16 protein-coding genes are annotated in these 16,479 nt (G+C 44.7%); 11 read left to right on the top strand and 5 right to left on the bottom strand.

From position 1 onward, the window contains the following. Positions 1 to 54: 54 nt before the first annotated feature. Together NL646_RS02440 and NL646_RS02435 are read right to left on the bottom strand one after the other, a co-directional pair. Positions 55 to 1,686: a response regulator gene (locus NL646_RS02440; protein WP_005486537.1), complete on the bottom strand. Its 1,632-nt coding sequence runs from the start codon at positions 1,684 to 1,686 to the stop codon at positions 55 to 57. A gap of 96 nt (positions 1,687 to 1,782) precedes the next feature. Continuing rightward, positions 1,783 to 2,118, bottom strand: a complete 336-nt coding sequence (locus NL646_RS02435; RefSeq protein WP_253663798.1) for an Hpt domain-containing protein — start codon at positions 2,116 to 2,118, stop codon at positions 1,783 to 1,785. A gap of 548 nt (positions 2,119 to 2,666) precedes the next feature. On the opposite strand from NL646_RS02435, the gene NL646_RS02430 reads away from it, so the two are divergent. Beyond that, positions 2,667 to 3,641, top strand: a complete 975-nt coding sequence (locus tag NL646_RS02430; protein WP_005481272.1) for a chemotaxis protein CheV — start codon at positions 2,667 to 2,669, stop codon at positions 3,639 to 3,641. Between the two features lie 66 nt (positions 3,642 to 3,707). Here the strand turns inward: NL646_RS02430 and mshA are convergent, their stop codons facing one another. After that, on the bottom strand, positions 3,708 to 4,244 hold the full coding sequence (mshA, locus tag NL646_RS02425; RefSeq protein WP_017447641.1) for a type IV pilin MshA: 537 nt from the start codon (positions 4,242 to 4,244) through the stop codon (positions 3,708 to 3,710). A gap of 377 nt (positions 4,245 to 4,621) precedes the next feature. On the opposite strand from mshA, the gene NL646_RS02420 reads away from it, so the two are divergent. The 4 genes from NL646_RS02420 to NL646_RS02405 all read left to right on the top strand — a co-directional run bounded on the left by NL646_RS02420 (position 4,622) and on the right by NL646_RS02405 (position 7,858). Then, positions 4,622 to 5,344, top strand: coding sequence for a sulfite exporter TauE/SafE family protein (locus tag NL646_RS02420; RefSeq protein WP_005486597.1), 723 nt, complete (start codon positions 4,622 to 4,624; stop codon positions 5,342 to 5,344). A gap of 88 nt (positions 5,345 to 5,432) precedes the next feature. Then, positions 5,433 to 6,338 (top strand): EamA family transporter RarD, encoded by a 906-nt coding sequence (rarD, locus tag NL646_RS02415; protein ID WP_017447640.1) that lies wholly within the window; start codon positions 5,433 to 5,435, stop codon positions 6,336 to 6,338. A gap of 206 nt (positions 6,339 to 6,544) precedes the next feature. Continuing rightward, positions 6,545 to 6,931, top strand: a complete 387-nt coding sequence (locus NL646_RS02410) for an MAPEG family protein (protein WP_005454090.1) — start codon at positions 6,545 to 6,547, stop codon at positions 6,929 to 6,931. 387 nt (positions 6,932 to 7,318) lie between these two features. Continuing rightward, on the top strand, positions 7,319 to 7,858 hold the full coding sequence (locus NL646_RS02405) for a phosphatase PAP2 family protein (RefSeq protein ID WP_253663797.1): 540 nt from the start codon (positions 7,319 to 7,321) through the stop codon (positions 7,856 to 7,858). 75 nt (positions 7,859 to 7,933) lie between these two features. Here NL646_RS02405 and NL646_RS02400 read toward each other — a convergent pair whose 3' ends face one another. After that, positions 7,934 to 9,301 (bottom strand): endonuclease/exonuclease/phosphatase family protein, encoded by a 1,368-nt coding sequence (locus tag NL646_RS02400; protein WP_253663796.1) that lies wholly within the window; start codon positions 9,299 to 9,301, stop codon positions 7,934 to 7,936. Positions 9,302 to 9,651: 350 nt separating this feature from the next. Between NL646_RS02400 and NL646_RS02395 the strand changes: the two genes are divergently transcribed. Then, entirely contained in the window at positions 9,652 to 11,757 is a 2,106-nt protein-coding gene (locus NL646_RS02395) for a M4 family metallopeptidase (protein WP_140107522.1), read from the top strand. A 154-nt stretch (positions 11,758 to 11,911) separates the two neighbouring features. Beyond that, positions 11,912 to 12,226: a multidrug efflux SMR transporter gene (locus NL646_RS02390; RefSeq protein WP_005498670.1), complete on the top strand. Its 315-nt coding sequence runs from the start codon at positions 11,912 to 11,914 to the stop codon at positions 12,224 to 12,226. Between the two features lie 82 nt (positions 12,227 to 12,308). Here the strand turns inward: NL646_RS02390 and NL646_RS02385 are convergent, their stop codons facing one another. Next, entirely contained in the window at positions 12,309 to 13,214 is a 906-nt protein-coding gene (locus tag NL646_RS02385) for a DMT family transporter (RefSeq protein WP_025520421.1), read from the bottom strand. 183 nt (positions 13,215 to 13,397) lie between these two features. On the opposite strand from NL646_RS02385, the gene NL646_RS02380 reads away from it, so the two are divergent. The 4 genes from NL646_RS02380 (at position 13,398) to NL646_RS02365 (ending at position 16,475) form a co-directional block, all read left to right on the top strand. After that, positions 13,398 to 13,856: an NUDIX pyrophosphatase gene (locus NL646_RS02380; protein WP_015313152.1), complete on the top strand. Its 459-nt coding sequence runs from the start codon at positions 13,398 to 13,400 to the stop codon at positions 13,854 to 13,856. A 17-nt stretch (positions 13,857 to 13,873) separates the two neighbouring features. Further along, the gene (locus NL646_RS02375) at positions 13,874 to 14,359 is read left to right on the top strand and encodes a GNAT family N-acetyltransferase (protein WP_005454093.1); all 486 of its coding nucleotides are present in this window, start codon (positions 13,874 to 13,876) and stop codon (positions 14,357 to 14,359) included. A gap of 5 nt (positions 14,360 to 14,364) precedes the next feature. Further along, positions 14,365 to 14,937 carry a GNAT family N-acetyltransferase gene (locus NL646_RS02370; RefSeq protein ID WP_253663795.1) on the top strand — a complete coding sequence of 191 codons (573 nt, stop codon included), beginning with the start codon at positions 14,365 to 14,367 and terminating at the stop codon, positions 14,935 to 14,937. A gap of 125 nt (positions 14,938 to 15,062) precedes the next feature. Beyond that, a complete protein-coding gene (locus NL646_RS02365) occupies positions 15,063 to 16,475 on the top strand; it encodes a coniferyl aldehyde dehydrogenase (protein ID WP_253663794.1) in 1,413 nt (470 codons plus the stop codon). Positions 16,476 to 16,479 lie beyond the last annotated feature (4 nt).

Genomic DNA, 16,479 nt, shown 5'->3' with positions numbered 1-16,479 from the left:
AAAATTGTGTAAAAACACGCTCTGACAGAAAACTAACAAACAGAAAACGTTAATTCATCCATTGCTGACCGTGATGTTCTGTTTCGCATATTGATACATGTTGTTGTATTTAATGGATTGTAATTCTCGGTTATCACACAAGTTTCGTATTACGCGGTCACAATGCTCGAGCTTACGATAAATTGCGTATTCGCCGCGATACTCAAATGGGCGAAGTGAGGCTAACCTCACAATCGCTAAACAGATTTTCTTAGAGTGAGGAAGAAGGTCGTGCAGTTGAAAGTAGCGATCAAAGTGCGGTGTGATTGAGGAGGTAGAAATCGACTTCTGAGCGGTAATTTGTCTTCGGATTTGCTCGATTTTGGTCTGCGATTCTTGCAGGCGCACTTCCAGGCTTTTGAGCATGTGCACTTGGCTTCGGAAAATACTTGGATGCTGCGCCTCGGCAATGGCTCGGCGAGCACGTGGCAACATCGATTTCATTTCACTTAAAAATGAACAACGTTCGAGCAGTACGCACAGATGGTAAAGATCATAGAAGTGCGACAGTTGATTGCTGGCTAGTACGGCTCTGACTTGAGAAATAGCGGCTTTTAAATCACCACGAATCAGTGCGATGTGCGCGTCAATCAATGCAAATTGGGCTTTGAATTGCGAGTTCTTCTCTATTTCACCAATCAGTGGGTTTAATCCAAACAGAAGGTTTTCAAAGCATTGATTTGAAGGTGCATTGAGCGCTCGGTATAAGTGGCAGCGCACAAAATTCAGTTTGGTGAAGATGCCACCTCGGAAGGTATTTTCGTTTTTTTCGTAGTAGCGCTTAATGTAAGTGACCGCGTCATCGTAAGATTCGCTGGCTAAAGAGAGGTTGGTGATCACCAGTTCACGCTCAGAACCAGCATCCAACAACATAGTCGATTGCTTAAGGTGTTTGATCGCTTTAGGAATGTCTTCACTCAGTACCGCCATGTTAGACATTTCATCGTGATAGTAGGGGTTCTCTTTTTTACTGCTCAAGCTTTCCAGAACTTCTTGTGCTTTTTCTAAGTCATCGGTCTCAATTAGCGTGTTGGCGAGTGCAGTTTTAATCCAGTCAAAATTGTCTTCTTTGAGTAACTTTTCGTATTCGCTACGGGCGCTAGAAAACTGTTTGTTTTGCACCATTGCATGCGCACGGTAACGTCTGATCAGTTTTGAATATTCGGGATGAAAGGGAAGAAGGGTATCGGTGGCTTCAATCACGCCTTCAAAGTCCATCTCACGCAGTTTTTCGTAAATCGGTAGTAGCACGCTTCTGCGTTTCATGGCTGACAGCAGTCGGTTGCGAAAAAAGGTGTGATTAAACGGTTTTAGCAAGTAGTCATCAGGGTCGCAGTCCACTATTGAACGAACGATTTTGTGATCATTTTCTCCGGTCAAAAAGACGAACGTTGTATGTGCAGGCAGAATTTGCGCGTGCTTTAACTCTTCTAACAACTGAAAGCCATTGAGCTGAGTTTGAAAGTTGTAGTCACAAATCACCAAATCAAAATGCATTTGCTTACAAAGATTGATGACCTCAAAAGGTTTATAAGCGTAATAGATGTCACTTAAATCGAGTTGTCGAAGTATCGCGGTCACGCTGCTCGTAACCAGTCTGGAATCGTCAGCGACCAGAACTTTACACAGATTACGGTCAAAACTCATGGGTTAATCCTTGTGCAGTCAAAGCGTGTAAGAAAATTCAATGCAGCGGAAGCTTAAATGCTTCTCTTGAGGTTTTTTTGAGGGAAGAGAATCGCTTTACGTATGTTGAGTAACCCAATGATGAACGTCTTCAATGCTTAGCTCTAGATCGGTGATGAGTTTCTCTAACGCCGTTTGATAAAGGGGGGAATCAGATCGGCCTAATTGTTCGGTCAATAAAGCGGATTGATGAATATGCTCTAAGCCTATTTGTGCGAGCCCGCCTTTAATCTTGTGCACGGTCTGGAGTGAATGTTTTGGTTCTTGTAGATGCGCTTTTAACACTTCGAGATCTTCTGTCATGGTTTCCAGATACACCGTTGCCATGTGGTGTTGCATATCGGCTGGAAAGTGAGTTAACCATTGAGTATGTAGAGAAGAGCCTGAATTCATATAAGTGGAGCATCGTTTGTTATTGATTAAGAACAGATAAATAGTTATTAATTTTAAGAAACGGGTCAAGTATAGGGCTGTTTTTAAACTAATTCTAAATTATTGATATCTAATGTTTTGTTGTAGTTGTGAGGCTTTTCTTACATCAAAATAGGAAGCCAATAAGGAAGAGGTTGCTGCACTACACTCGATAGCTGCGTTTCAAATTTCTTCATGTTAGAAATGAGTGGCATTTTATTGCTATCTTCTGCGTTGTAACTTTGCTTGTGGCATAAAGCATTCGCTCAAATTATTCCTAAACTTTTCAGTGTTATGGCCGCTATAGAACGTAACGAAGGTGGGAGAGTAGAATCTCTACCGAAGTCTTGTTCAAAATTGAGACATATTTTCACTGTTTGAGATGGAAGTGTGCAGTAATCGTCCTTTTGAAGGTTTACAAACACAGTCGTAAAGACTAAAAAGGACGCTTGGATTTTTTGCCGTAGGAAGAAGTTCTTTACGGTATTGCATCAAGCCTTTTCTTGACGCGTTTTTTGGATATTGGGTCTATGAGTAACGTAACCAGCACCATTTTGACTGAAAGTGGTACCAATGAACTCGAAATTATTGAGTTTCACCTAGAAAAACAATTGCCAGACGGCAGCACCAAAACCTGTTATTACGGTATTAACGTTGCCAAAGTACGTGAAGTGATTCGCGTGCCTGAGACGACAGATTATCCGAACGCGCAACCTCATATGATTGGTGTGTTCTCATCTCGCGATGTCCTAACGCCTTTAGTCGATTTGGCTGGTTGGTTAGGTGTCCCTACGCGACAAGACCTTGAGCGCAAGTTTGTTATCGTTACCGATTTCAACAAGATGACCAATGGCTTCCTAATCGACAGCATTTCACGTATTCACCGTATTTCATGGAATGATGTGGAATCGCCAAGTCAGTTTTTAGAAGCCGGTGAGCAGGATTGTGTTGTGGCGGTCGTTCGCAAAGATGGCAACCTGATTATGATCCTCGACTTTGAAAAGATCATTGCAGACATTAACCCTGAGCTGAGTATGGAAAAATACGACGTGAAAGTGGATAAATCTGTTGATTTGAACCAGCGCATGGTTGGTAAGCGTAACGCGAAAACCATCATGGTTGTGGACGATTCAGCGTTCATCCGTTCTCTGATTCAAGATACTTTGGCGTCGTCAGGTTACAACGTTATCACCTGTAAAGATGGTGGTGAAGCGCATGAGAAATTGATGAGCCTGATTGAAGTTGCGAAAGAAGAACAGCTACCAGTGCGAGAACTGCTGGATGCGGTTGTGACGGACGTAGAAATGCCTCGAATGGATGGCATGCACTTAGTGAAAAGGTTGCGTGAAACCGAAGCGTTCCGCCAAATGCCAATCATCATGTTCTCGTCACTAATGAGTGAAGATAACCGAGCAAAAGCGCTGTCGCTTGGCGCTAATGACACCATTACCAAGCCAGAAATTGGTCGTATGGTGAATATGATGGATAAATACGTATTCGCTTAATTTGCGTATCGCTCATCAAGCACAGAGTTAAAAGTAATAAGGCTGCCGGTTGGCAGCCTTATTTGGTTATGGGCAAGGAAGAATTTCTAATTTATAGCTTTCGTTTGATGTAGTTGGCGGAGCATACAAAATACCGCACTGGGTTAAGCTACTATTTTTGTCGTCTCTAGCGGAAATTACGACTTCAATTTTTTCCTGTGATTGGGTTACTTTCCAATCACTTGTTCCATACTGATTATCTAGCTCAGCAACGAGTACGGCTAAGCTAGTTTCATCCGCATCTGGGTATCCATATCTAAATGTACAGCTCTTAGAACCATTAAGATTGCAACCTGGGAAAGGAAGACTTTCTGGGCCTTTACCTGATCCCGCGTCTGTGTGTTTGTTTGAAATGTATGGATAATGCTCTAATCCTACGATCGCCATTTTTCCATATCCGATCCCCAACGCCGACGCAATTGCGCCTTTCATACCTTCTAAGCGGGCTTCGCGAGCATCGTTTTGTAAGTTTAAAAAACGTGGTGCGGCGGTGACAGCAAGAATGCCGAGTATCACAATCACCACTACTAACTCAATCAGAGTAAATCCAGTCTGTTTTTTCATATTATTTTCACAGCAAGTTAAAGGTAAAAAAGTAAATAACTGTACGCTTTTTTGTTGTGGAAATAAGTACAGTATTGATAAAAGGGTCAGCATTATAGAGCGATGCAAAATAAAGCGCTAGAGCTCGACATCAATCATTTTGATGATTTTATCAACGGCATATGTGTTGTTTTGGTGTACAGTGCATTCAGTTTTCTGTAAGAAAAGCCTTACGTTGGTAGTGAGGTTAGCGAAAATGAATGTTGTCTAAAAACAGACAAATAGATTGTCTTTTCATGGTCATTGAGGAATGCTACGCAAGGCGGGGTTAGGCAACTATCTCGAAATGCGATAAGTCTAGCGCCCTTATTGATCATCTGAATATAAGAACAATCTAGATGGAATTTGATTCGGTTAACTTGCTTGCGATGGGACTGATTTTTCTCGGTTCTTTTGTCCAAACTGCGATTGGTTTTGGCTTAGCCATTGTGGCCGCGCCATTGCTCATTCTATGGGCGCCCGAATATGTGCCTGCACCTATCTGTTTGGTCGCGTTGTTTATTTCGATCATGAATGCGCTGAAACACCGCAGTAGCGTCGAAATCGGTGGTTTAAAAATGGCATTGATTGGCCGAGTTCCCGGCTCTATTGCTGGTGGCTTCATGCTGTTCTTTGTCTCCACTCAAGCACTGACGTTGTGGATCGGTTTACTCGTTCTGTTCGCGGTTATCGTCAGTGTGCTTCCGTTTCGTATTGAACCTACACCTCAGCGTATGACGTTAGCTGGATTTTTCTCCGGTTTGTTTGGTACCAGCTCGGCAATCGGTGGCCCTCCGATGGCATTGCTATTGCAACATCAAGAAGCGAATCAGTTACGTGGTAACTTGTCGGCATTTTTCGTATTCAGTTCTATCATCTCTCTGGTGGTTCAAATCCCAGCGGGCTTCTTTACGTTGCACCATCTTGTGATTACGATTCCGTTGTTACCAGCTGCCGGGCTAGGGTATTGGCTGGCGATGAAAACGACGCAATCGCTGCCGAAAGAAAAGATTCGTTTTGGTGCGTTACTGCTGTGTTTTGTTAGTGGCTTTACGGCAGTCGTACAAGGGCTGAACCTGTAACAATTAGGCGCGATGATAATCACTTTACAAACGCCTTTTGCGCTATAAAATCGCGTCACTTTTTCTTCATCTCAATGAGCAATAGCCTATGAATCATCGTCACTACGGCAATTTTATGGCTGCGTTATCCTTCGTTATTTGGGGATTACTGCCGGTTTACTACCGTTTTCTTCCTAATGCTGCAATGGATGAGTTGCTGGCATGGCGCATTATTGGCTCGGTACCCGTAGGGATTCTTATCGTCTACGCGGTGACTCGCCATTGGCCAAATTGGTCACAGGTGTGGCGAGATAAAAAGTCTCTTTGGTATACCTTTGTGGCAAGTAGCCTAATGTGTATTTCTTGGAGTGCATTTACGTGGGCATTGACTCACCATCGAGTGATTGATGCAAGCTTGGGCTTTTTCATCGGGCCACTTGTGTCTGTCGCTTTAGGTGTATTTGTTTTGGGAGATAAGCTTTCTAAGGGGCAATTAATTGCAATATTGCTCGCAACTTGTGGCGTGTTATACCAAGTGTTTCAATACGGGCAGCTACCGTTTGTTGCCTTAACAATGGGGCTTTTCTTTGCGCTGTATGGACTCTACAAAAAGAAAATCAACTACGATTGGAGCACAACATTGTTTATTGAAGCGCTTGTTCTTGCGCCGTTTGCGTTGGGATATTTGCTGTTCAAACAATGGACGACAGGCGAGCTTGCTTCTTCCGTTGATACGACAACCTTATTGCTTTACTTCGGCAGCGCGCCAATCACGATTCTGCCTTTGATCTTCTACTCAATCGCGATTCGTATTACAAACTTATCGACGGTTGGTTTGATGCAATACATAGAGCCGAGCTTGCAGTTTATTCTTGCTGTCGTGTTCTTTGGGGAGCTGTTCGATGACGTTAAAGCGGTTACGTTTGCCTTTATCTGGGTGGGTTTGTTGCTCACGATCTTCGAAGGCGTTGCGAAAGGAATAAAGCGCAAAAGGTTGGCTAATCATTCGGTGTAGGTCGAATCCGGTTTAAACCAAGTTTGGGCCAAACCACGTTCGTTTTAGTTCATCGTGCATCCAAGTAAAACCAAACATAAAAGCGCTCAGTCGAGCGCTTTTTTTATCACTGAAATTCAAGTTATGAATAGCGATGTTTTTCATTATTCGGCATCTTGAAGTTACTTAGGTATAGTGGATAGGTATCTGAATAGAAAGGACTCAACATGATCACTGCACTTTATGCCAGTATTCTGGCTCTACTTTTAGTTTGGTTAGCGTTTCAAGTCATCAAACAAAGGCGCCTTAACAAGGTTGCGTACGCAGATGGCGGCGTAGAAGCACTGCAAATTGCCCGCAGCGCACAAAGTAACGCAAGCGAATACATACCCATTACGCTAATTCTTATGGCGTTGTTAGAGTTTAACGGCGCAGCACCCATTTGGATTCATCTTACCGGTATTATCTTTGTAATTGGCCGCATCATTCATGCCAGAGGTATCCTACAAGAGAGTTTTAAAGGAAGAGTGAAGGGTATGCAGCTGACGTTTCTCGTGATTGTGTCTCTTGTGGTTTTGAATATGTTTTACTTCCCTTACGGAAAATTGTGGTAAGTCTAATAAGTTCCTACAGCGCGAATCTGTTTGCGAATTGCTAAATCGAGTTTGCAAATTGCAATGGAAACTGTGAGCAAATAGTCGCTATTGATGAAGTTTTAATGAAATTGATTAAATATCAGCCTGTTTCTATGCGCTTTAAAGTTGGCACGCCTCATGCTTTAGTACTATTGACCCTTTCTAAGCCGAGGGTCACCTAGCCAACTGACGTTGTTAGTGAACCCAATTGTTCACAAGTATATACAGCCAATCACACACCTTGTGGTTGGCTTTTTTTTATCTTCAGGTTTCCTATCTCTACACGCTATTAGGGTGTTTGCCTTATCGAATAAAACCAACAAGTGTGATAACTTGCGCGCGGTTTAAATGTAATTGGTTGTATTAATGAAGAAAACAATACGTGTAGTAGGTGTGGCATCTTTACTGTGCTGTCAGTCGGTTAAGGCGATGAGCGAAAAAGACTGGGACGTTCTAACGGATGTTGGCACTTACGGTTTAGTGGCAACCGCTGCAGCTGTGCCAGCTTATAAAGGCGATTGGGAAGGGTTCTGGCAAGCAGGATTGAGCATTGGCACTGCTTCTGGTGTTGGTTTGATTGGTAAAAAGACCATCGATGCAGAACGCCCAGATAAAAGTGACAACGACAGCTTTCCATCCAACCACACTGCAAACGCATTTGCTTCTGCGACCAACCTTTACTTGCGTTATGGATGGGAAGCCGGACTTCCTGCATACAGCATGGCAGCGTTAGTGGGCGTCGGCCGTGTTGAAGCCAAGAAACACTACTGGCGAGACGTGTTGGCAGGCGCGGCTATAGGCACGTTGAGTGCTTATATTTTTACTGATGCGTATGACGAAAATGTACAGCTTGTACCTTGGGTGATCAGCGAGGATGCGGGTATCTCTATCACTTATCGTTGGTAAGGATATGAGTTAGATATATGAATCGAATGAAAAAAGCCTCGGAAATGTCCGAGGCTTTGTTGTTTATGAAGTTACTTAGAACTGCGCTTTAATCCAGATCATGCGGTGGTCAGATGAAACATCTTTGCCATTACCGTATTTGCCGATGCGCGAATCGTTAAACAGTTTACGACCTTCTTCATAAGATGCAGACCAGTAAACGCCGGAATCAACCACGTTTAAGTTTGCAGAAGGCAAGGCGTAGTCTACACCTAAACCAAATGTTGAAGTGATACGGTTCGGATATGGGTGAGTTGAGCTCTTTTCAACGGCGTGTTCAGCTGCGCCAAAGCTTGTTGGGTACAGGTTGCCGTCCATCACGTCTTGGTTAACCAGCGGATCACTATGCAGATCTTGCATGACAGAGCTAATACCATCGCCAGCAACTGGATCGAGGTTTTGGTCGCCCATCATGACGAATTTAGCACCGCTCGCCAAGCCACCTTGTTTACCTGCATCGTCGTAGAAAAATTCTTTTCCTTGGATGTAATGGTGCCAAAATTCCACTTCCGCTGCGTTTTGCGCTTGGTTTTTACCTGGGTCGAAAACTGGTGGTGTAGGGTGCGACATCAGAAGATGAACAACCTCATTACCATTGTTGGTCGGGATGATAATTGGTGCATCTACGTGGTTTTTAGAAGAGAGGCGTACTTGAGCCCATTCCTCTGCAGAGTACCACTCATCGCCACACTTCATGCCGTCTGGAATTTTTTGTGAGCCGTCACAGATAGTAATGGTTGGGATTTTCGCGCCTTCTAAATCTTTCCATTTAAACTCTTGGAAGGTTCGTGTATTTGCCGTATCAATTTTGTACTTAGACATTAGGGCAAAGGCGTATTGGCCGTGGTACATGCCAAAGCCCCATGCATCCCCCGGCATTTGGCCGGCAGTGCCGTTGTTGTCGAGGTCAAAATCGCTCAACAAACCTGTGTTGGTAGAGTAAGACTCTGCATAAGGGTATTCGATAGGTTCGAGGTTTGCTTCTCCGCCCGCGCCATCGAGGCTTTGTGCAACAGACAGGTAGTTCTTTTGGAAGCCTTCAAGGGCTGCTTTGTCTTCGCCTGTTCCGTCGTTGTTGTATTCCGCCATCATCAGTACATCAGGGCGATTCTTTTGAATGATCGCAGCAACGTTGCGAATTTGAATGACTTTTTCCGCAGTGGTTTTGTCTTCAGTTGCGATGGAGCCGTCTAAATAGGCTTTAACCAATGCAGTTTGCTGTGCTGGTTCAATTTGCATTTCATTTACTAAAGCTTCGAAGGTCGCGCGGTCAAAAGAGAGGTTGTAGGTGGCAATCTTTACTTCAGTTGGCTGAACGTTTACGTATTTCGTGTCGTCGTCATTGCAGCCAGTCAGTAAAGCGGCACCGATAAGGAGAGCGAGAGAAGTTTTAATTGTTTTCATGGGTACGTCATACCTTATAATTGATTCGGGCAAATATTAATAACATCAGTAATATTTGTAAGCGATATGAGTCACACAAACGTTTGCATAATTACATATACAATCAATTTTTGTGTGATTTGTGCAATAAATGCGACAGTTTCAACATCAAAAGGTTATATGCAAATTGTTAAAGGCATGTGTCGAGAGCGTTGAATCGCCATAAACTCATCCATAAGGTCTATAAATTCCTGTGCTAGACTCAATGAACAGAATAAGATCAATAAGCCTAACGTCCTGTTAAGGGATTATTCGGCGCATAAAATCTGTCAGTTTGGCTTTGCTATTTGTGCAAAATAGGGGACTTACCGATGGATCTAGGATCAAAATATCAGCGCAAGCTCGCAGTTGGCTTGGTGTTGGCGTCACCACTTCTTGTTTCACCTTCTCTCTCTGCCGCTCAGTTGGAGCGATTAGAGCCAAATCATGGACGTGTGGTTTCTCTCGAAAAGCAAAACCTTGCCGCGACCCAAAATGTCGCCAAAGCGCTTGGATTAAAGCCGGGCAATAATGTTCAAAAGCTTAAAGCCAACCAAGACAAAAATGGTGATGTCCACGTTCGGTATCAACAAACCTACAAAGGAATTCCGATCTGGGGGAAACAGATCGTTTTACACCGGGATAAACAAGGGAAAATCAAACGCTTTGGTGGTACGTTAGTTCATGATATCGGGCAAGACATTTCTAACACGACTCCTCAGCTCAACCTTGAAAGAATAAGAAGCAAAGTACAAAAGCCGTATTTGGATGTTGGCTATCACATCGAAGATCAACAACAGGGATTGCGTATTTATATCGATGACAAAGACGTTGCGCATTTAGCCTATGAGATCCAGTTTTTTGCCGATTCTGAACAAGCGGTAAACCCCACTAGACCAACTTATCTCGTGGATGCTAAATCCGGTGAAGTGCTGTTGCAGTATGAAGGATTAGCTCATGCAGAAGCAGATGGCCCGGGAGGCAATCAAAAGATTGGTTTCTATGAGTATGGTAAGGAATACGACCCGCTACTTGTTCAGCAGTCGGGGAGCACTTGTATCATGGATACGCCTAATATCGTCCAAACCATCAACCTAGATGGCCGAACTTCAGGTAGTGTTCACACCTTTACTTGTCCAACGAATACGATCAAAGAGATTAACGGCGCGTACAGTCCGTTAAACGATGCGCACTACTTTGGCAAAGTGGTATACGACATGTACAAAGATTGGTTGAATACTGCTCCCTTGACGTTTCAGCTGCAAATGCGAGTCCATTACCGCAAGCGATATGAAAATGCCTTCTGGAATGGATCGAGTATGACATTCGGCGACGGAGCGAGTTACTTCTATCCGTTAGTGAGTTTGGATGTCTCCGCGCATGAGGTCAGCCACGGGTTTACAGAGCAAAATTCTAACCTGATTTATTCAGGTCAATCTGGCGGTATTAATGAAGCGTTTTCGGATATGGCCGGCGAAGCAGCAGAGTTCTATTCCCGAGGTTCAAACGATTGGAAAGTCGGATTTGATATTCGTAAGTCTCCAACTGGCGCATTACGTTACATGGACAACCCTCCGTTAGACGGACGCTCGATTGACCACGCGTCTCAATATGTCAGTGGTATGGATGTTCATTACTCTAGTGGTGTGTTTAACAAGGCGTTTTATCTGTTAGCCGTCGATTATGGTTGGGGCACCGAAAACACCTTCAAGGCATTTGCCCACGCGAACCAAAACTATTGGACACCAAGTGCGACGTTTGATTCAGCTGCTGCTGGCGTATTGGCGGCGGCGCAAGACTTAAGCTTACCTGCGAGTGATGTGACGGCGGCTTTTGCCCAAGTTGGCGTGTCGACGGATGGTGGTGTCGTTGAACCACCTTCAAGCGCTTGTGATGCTGTGTCGTTGAGTAATGGGACATCAAGCAATATCGAATCTGCTTCGACAGGGCAGTGGCACTGCTTCACTATTGATGTGCCAGCAAACGGTTCAGACTTAACCATCACGACCGCAGGTTCAAATGGGGATGCCGACCTCTACGTTAAGTTGGGCAGTGCGCCAAGTTTGTCAAACTACGATTGTCGCTCTATCAGCTCGAATAGTAACGAAGTGTGCAGTTTTGCTACGCCAAGTGAAGGGACGTGGCATATTGGGGTTTACGCGTATAGCGGTATCAGTAACGTGAGTGTAACCGCGAGTTATACAGAACAAGAAGCCCCACCACCTTCTGGCGGTGTGACAACACAATCCATCAACAATGGCAAAACGTGGACGGCGATTGTCACGGGCTCAGGATTGCTTGGTGGCGTGTGGAACAACAACCCTAGTGATTCATGTAGCAATGATAGCGAGTGTAGTAAATCGGGTATTGATAAAAAAACTGGTTCGGTAAGCTTCGCGCTGAGTGATGGGCAAACTTTTGTCATTCTCAAACAATAGCGACAAAGCATATTTCCTAAGGCTCTGAAATTCTCAGAGCCTTATTTTTCTCATACGAATTTTTGATTATACTCGAGGGCCACACAGAAGTGAGGACGACCTCACCGCTCTATCTTTTCTCGGGGACGACCCCAATCTCGTTGGGAAATATGACATGGCTTGGGGAATTCTCTTCATTGCGGGCTTGTGTGAAATCGCATGGGCTGTCGGTCTTAAATATTCACAAGGGTTTACCAAATTTGGCGCTTCGGCGTTCACCATCGTTTTTATGTTGTTGAGCTTTTGGCTGCTTGGTATCGCGCTAAGAACCTTACCTTTAGGCATCGCTTATGGCGTCTGGGTTGGCATTGGTGCAATAGGCACGGCAATCGTCAGTATTTACTTGTTCAATGAGCCAGCAACGCTAATTAAAGCACTGAGTTTATTGATGATTGTGGCAGGTATTGCAGGGTTAAAAATCTCAGCTTAACGCCGGGTTAAACATAAAAGAAAAGCCAGAGTCGACTCTGGCTTTGTTGCATTTAAATATCTTGCCCGTTTGGGATGGGGCGTTAAGCACTACGCTTAATAAAAGGCAACCGTAAATGATGGCCGAACACATTGATCAATGCGCCCGCTACAATTAACGCGCCGCCAATGTATGTCCATAGTGATGGAAGCTCGCCAAAGAACACAATGCCTAATAGTACCGAAAAGACAATCTGCACGTAAGAGTAGGCTGATGCTTTACCTGCTTGTTGAGTTTGCATCGCCTTAGTCAGCCCAAGTTGACCAATTTGAGTGAACACGCCGACCAATACCAACATACACGTCAGGTAAAGATCTGGCATGACAAAGTTATCCCCCATAAACAGGATGGACGTTGGTAGCGCCACAAGCGGGAAGTAGAAAATGATCACCGAGCTGTCTTCGGTTTGGCTGAGTTTTCTTACAATGACATAAGCGATAGAGCTACCAAAAGCACCTAAAATAGCAATCATCACACTGAACATTGGAAGTGTTTGTGCAGATTCTACGCCGGTTTCTGGCCGAACCATGACGTAGACGCCGAGCAAACATAGCGCAATACAAATGAAGGTTGTGGGCTGAATTCGCTCTTTCAAAAAAATGACAGCGAGCATCGCCGTAAATACCGGATGAATGTATTGGAAGATGGTTGCTTCTGCCAAAGGTAACGTGGTCACCGAATAGTAAACACACATCAGCGCGAAGGTGCCCACCGCGCCACGCGCTAAGAGTAGTGGTTTGTTGTTGCCCCAAACAGAGATTCGTTTTCGTTTCACATCTAAATAACTGATCACTAAAGAAACGAGTGCTCTTGCTGCAACGATTTCAAAGACAGGGATACCATGAAGACTGACATGCTTTACCGTGGCCGACATTAGCGCGAACCCGAAAGCGGAGAGCACCATAAAGCGCACACCAATGGGAACCATAGTGTTGAGTGAATTAGACATTTTACTGCTCATTTGTTGCGACAGATCGCACTTTAGCATACTCAACAGACAAAATGATCGGCGGCATTCAAACATCTCTGCCTAGAGAAAGAATAAGCGGTAGACTGTGGGTTCTCAATCAACCTATCTTTCTTTCGCGCATGGAGCGCATCTAGGAAATATCTAGATATTTAAGGAGCATACATGATCCCAATACAAGCGACGCATGTCTCTGGCGTTGTCATCTCTCGAATTGATGGCGTAGATAAAATTCTGTTACTCAAACGCGTTAAAGGCGGGTATTGGTGCCATGTGGCTGGTGGTGTAGAGGCTGGTGAAACAGGATGGCAAACCATTCTGCGAGAGCTTAAAGAAGAGACGCAGATTGACGATGTTGAGTTACATAAGGCGGACTTTTTAGAACAGTTTTACGAAGCGAAGGAGAACCGAATCTTGGTCATCCCATGCTTTGTGTTATTTTGTCCGCCAAACCAACCTGTGGTGCTTAATGAAGAACACACGGAATATCGCTGGTGTTCGCTGGAAGAAGCAAAGCAGCTTACGCCGTTTGCCAATCAACATCATCTCTATGATCATGTTTGGCAATACTATGTTGATGTGGAGTCGCTGACACCGTATACATTAATCGAGCAAAACAGCTAGGAAAGGGCAACAAGGACGTGACTCATAAAATTTCTGTGCGAGCAGCACAAAAGCAGGATTCTGCAACCATCTTAAGATTTGTTAAAGAGTTAGCTCGTTACGAGCATTTAGAACATGAAGTTAAAGCCAGCGTCGAAGACGTTGATCGAGCGATTTTCGGCGAAGATTCGACGACACACGCAGTGATTTGTTATGTGAACGAAGAACCGATAGGATTCGCCGTCTACTTTTTTAACTACTCAACATGGCTTGGAAAGAACGGACTCTACTTGGAAGATCTATATGTTTCTTCTGAGTACCGAAATGTTGGTGCTGGGAAAGCGTTGTTAAAGCATTTGGCGAATATTGCCGTTGATCGTGGTTGTGGCCGTTTTGAATGGGCTGTATTGGATTGGAACCAACCCGCGATTGATTTCTATCAGTCAATCGGTGCAGAGCCTCAAGATGAATGGAAGATCTATCGACTGGCGGGAGATGCATTGCAGCGCTTTGCTAAAGGATGATGTGAATGGGAGATTCGATGTATCCACACGACTATCAAGGGAATGGCTCGCAAGCGCGCTTTTCCGTCTCGGAAAGGGTCTCAATTGAGCCTCTAACCACCAAGCATGCGACGGTTTTACTGGAAGTGGTGAACACGTATCGAAACAGCCTATCTGGCTATTTACCTTGGACGGACTTTGTGACCAACCGCAGAGAAGCAGTGAACTACATCTCTCAGCGCGTGAACAGCAAAGCGTTAGATGCCCACTGGTGCGCGATTTATTTTGATGAGCAGTTTACGGGTGTTATTGGCATCAAGGGTGTGGATTCGCACACACACGTTACTGAGATTGGCTATTGGTTGGCGAACAATGGGCGAGGACACCGAGTGATTGACCAAGTGCTTGCGGTTTTGATTCCTTTTTTAAAGCAGAAAGGGCATGCGCAGTTCATCCAATTCCACTGTATGGAAGATAACATTGCCAGTATCAATATTGCGGAGCGTGCTGGTGCCACATTAAAAGAATACGTTGATCACGAGTTCGAGACGCTTGACCGCTCTAAACGATTAGGCATTTATGAATTGCGTCTGACTTAGGTCCAAACCCACCGATATTTTAATCAGAGTTCGAACTCTAATTTCGCGAGCGCTACAATAGTAACATTGTTGCGCTCGTGTTAATTTGGAGCGTCATTGATCGAAACTAGGCTAGGAGAAGCATCATGAACGCAATCGCAGAGGTTGAAGTGGACAACTCGTTACAACAAAGCCTCGACCGCTTAAAAGCGGCGTATGCCGCCGAACCTTATCCTAGTTTGGATGAACGTAAGCAGCGCCTTATTATGCTAAAACAAGCGCTTATCGCGAACAAACAAGCGTTGGTGGAAGCGCTGAGTGACGATTTTGGTTATCGTTCAGAATTTGATACCGCAATGACCGACGTTTTGCCGACGGTCTCGCACATCAATTACACCCTCAAGCGGCTAAAAAAATGGTGCAAACCTAGTAAACGTGAATCAGGCCTGTTGCTTGCTCCGTCGAAAGTGACCGTTCAATATCAGCCACTCGGCGTTGTCGGGATCATTTCGCCGTGGAACTTTCCTGTCATTTTGAGCCTTGCGCCTTTAGTGACTGCTTTGGCCGCTGGCAATCGTGTGATGATGAAGCTCAGCGAATTTACGCCCAAAACCAATAAAGTCATCGTCAATATTTGTCGCGAGCTGTCGGAGCATGTCGAAGTATTTGAAGGTGAAGCAGACGTTGCACAAGCATTCAGCCAACTGCCATTCGATCATCTTTTGTTTACTGGCTCGACAAATGTTGGCCGCGCTGTGGCAAAAGCAGCGGCAGAAAATTTGACTCCAGTGACGTTAGAACTGGGTGGGAAATCTCCGGTGATCATCGCAGAAGATGCAGACATGAAGAAAGCCGTTGATGCAATTTTGTTTGGTAAATGCATCAATGCGGGCCAGATTTGTGTGGCGCCTGATTACGCGTTTGTACCGCAAGAACGCGTCGAAGAGTTCATCACGCTGTTCTTAAAACGTTTTGAAAAACTCTATTTGAAATCCAACAAGAATCAAAAGCTGACCCATATTATCAACCAACGACAGTATGATCGTTTGACTGCGCTACTTGAGGATGCCAAAGCTCAGGGCGCAAGCATCCATACTGTTGAAGCGTCACCTCAAGAGGAACGGCTTTTGTACCCTCATTTGGTCACAAACGTGTCAGCAGATATGCGAATCATGCAAGAGGAAATCTTTGGGCCACTTCTACCCATCAAGTCATACAAAAGCTTAGAAGAAGCGATTGACTACATTAATCAGCACCAGCGGCCACTTGCGCTGTATGTTATGTCGGACGACAAATCGACCATCAAACATATCGTTCGCAACACACACAGTGGCGGCGTCGGCATTAACGACACGGTATTACACGTTGGCGCTGAAGATGCGCCTTTCGGTGGCATTGGTCAATCAGGCATTGGTCATTATCACGGAGTGGAAGGATTCAGAACCTTTAGCCATGCGAAAACCGTACTCCACACGCCGAAATGGCTGCCAAGAACGGGGGCTTTAATGCGTCGTAGAGCAATGGCGATAAAAGCGATTCAGAAGATTTTTGTTCGATAGTGAT

The organism is Vibrio sp. Y20_XG_PY13 (assembly GCF_024181925.1).
Taxonomy (GTDB): Bacteria; Pseudomonadota; Gammaproteobacteria; order Enterobacterales; family Vibrionaceae; genus Vibrio; species Vibrio parahaemolyticus.
Note: the sequence above shows the minus strand (reverse complement) of the source record. Positions and strands in the feature narration are given on the sequence as shown.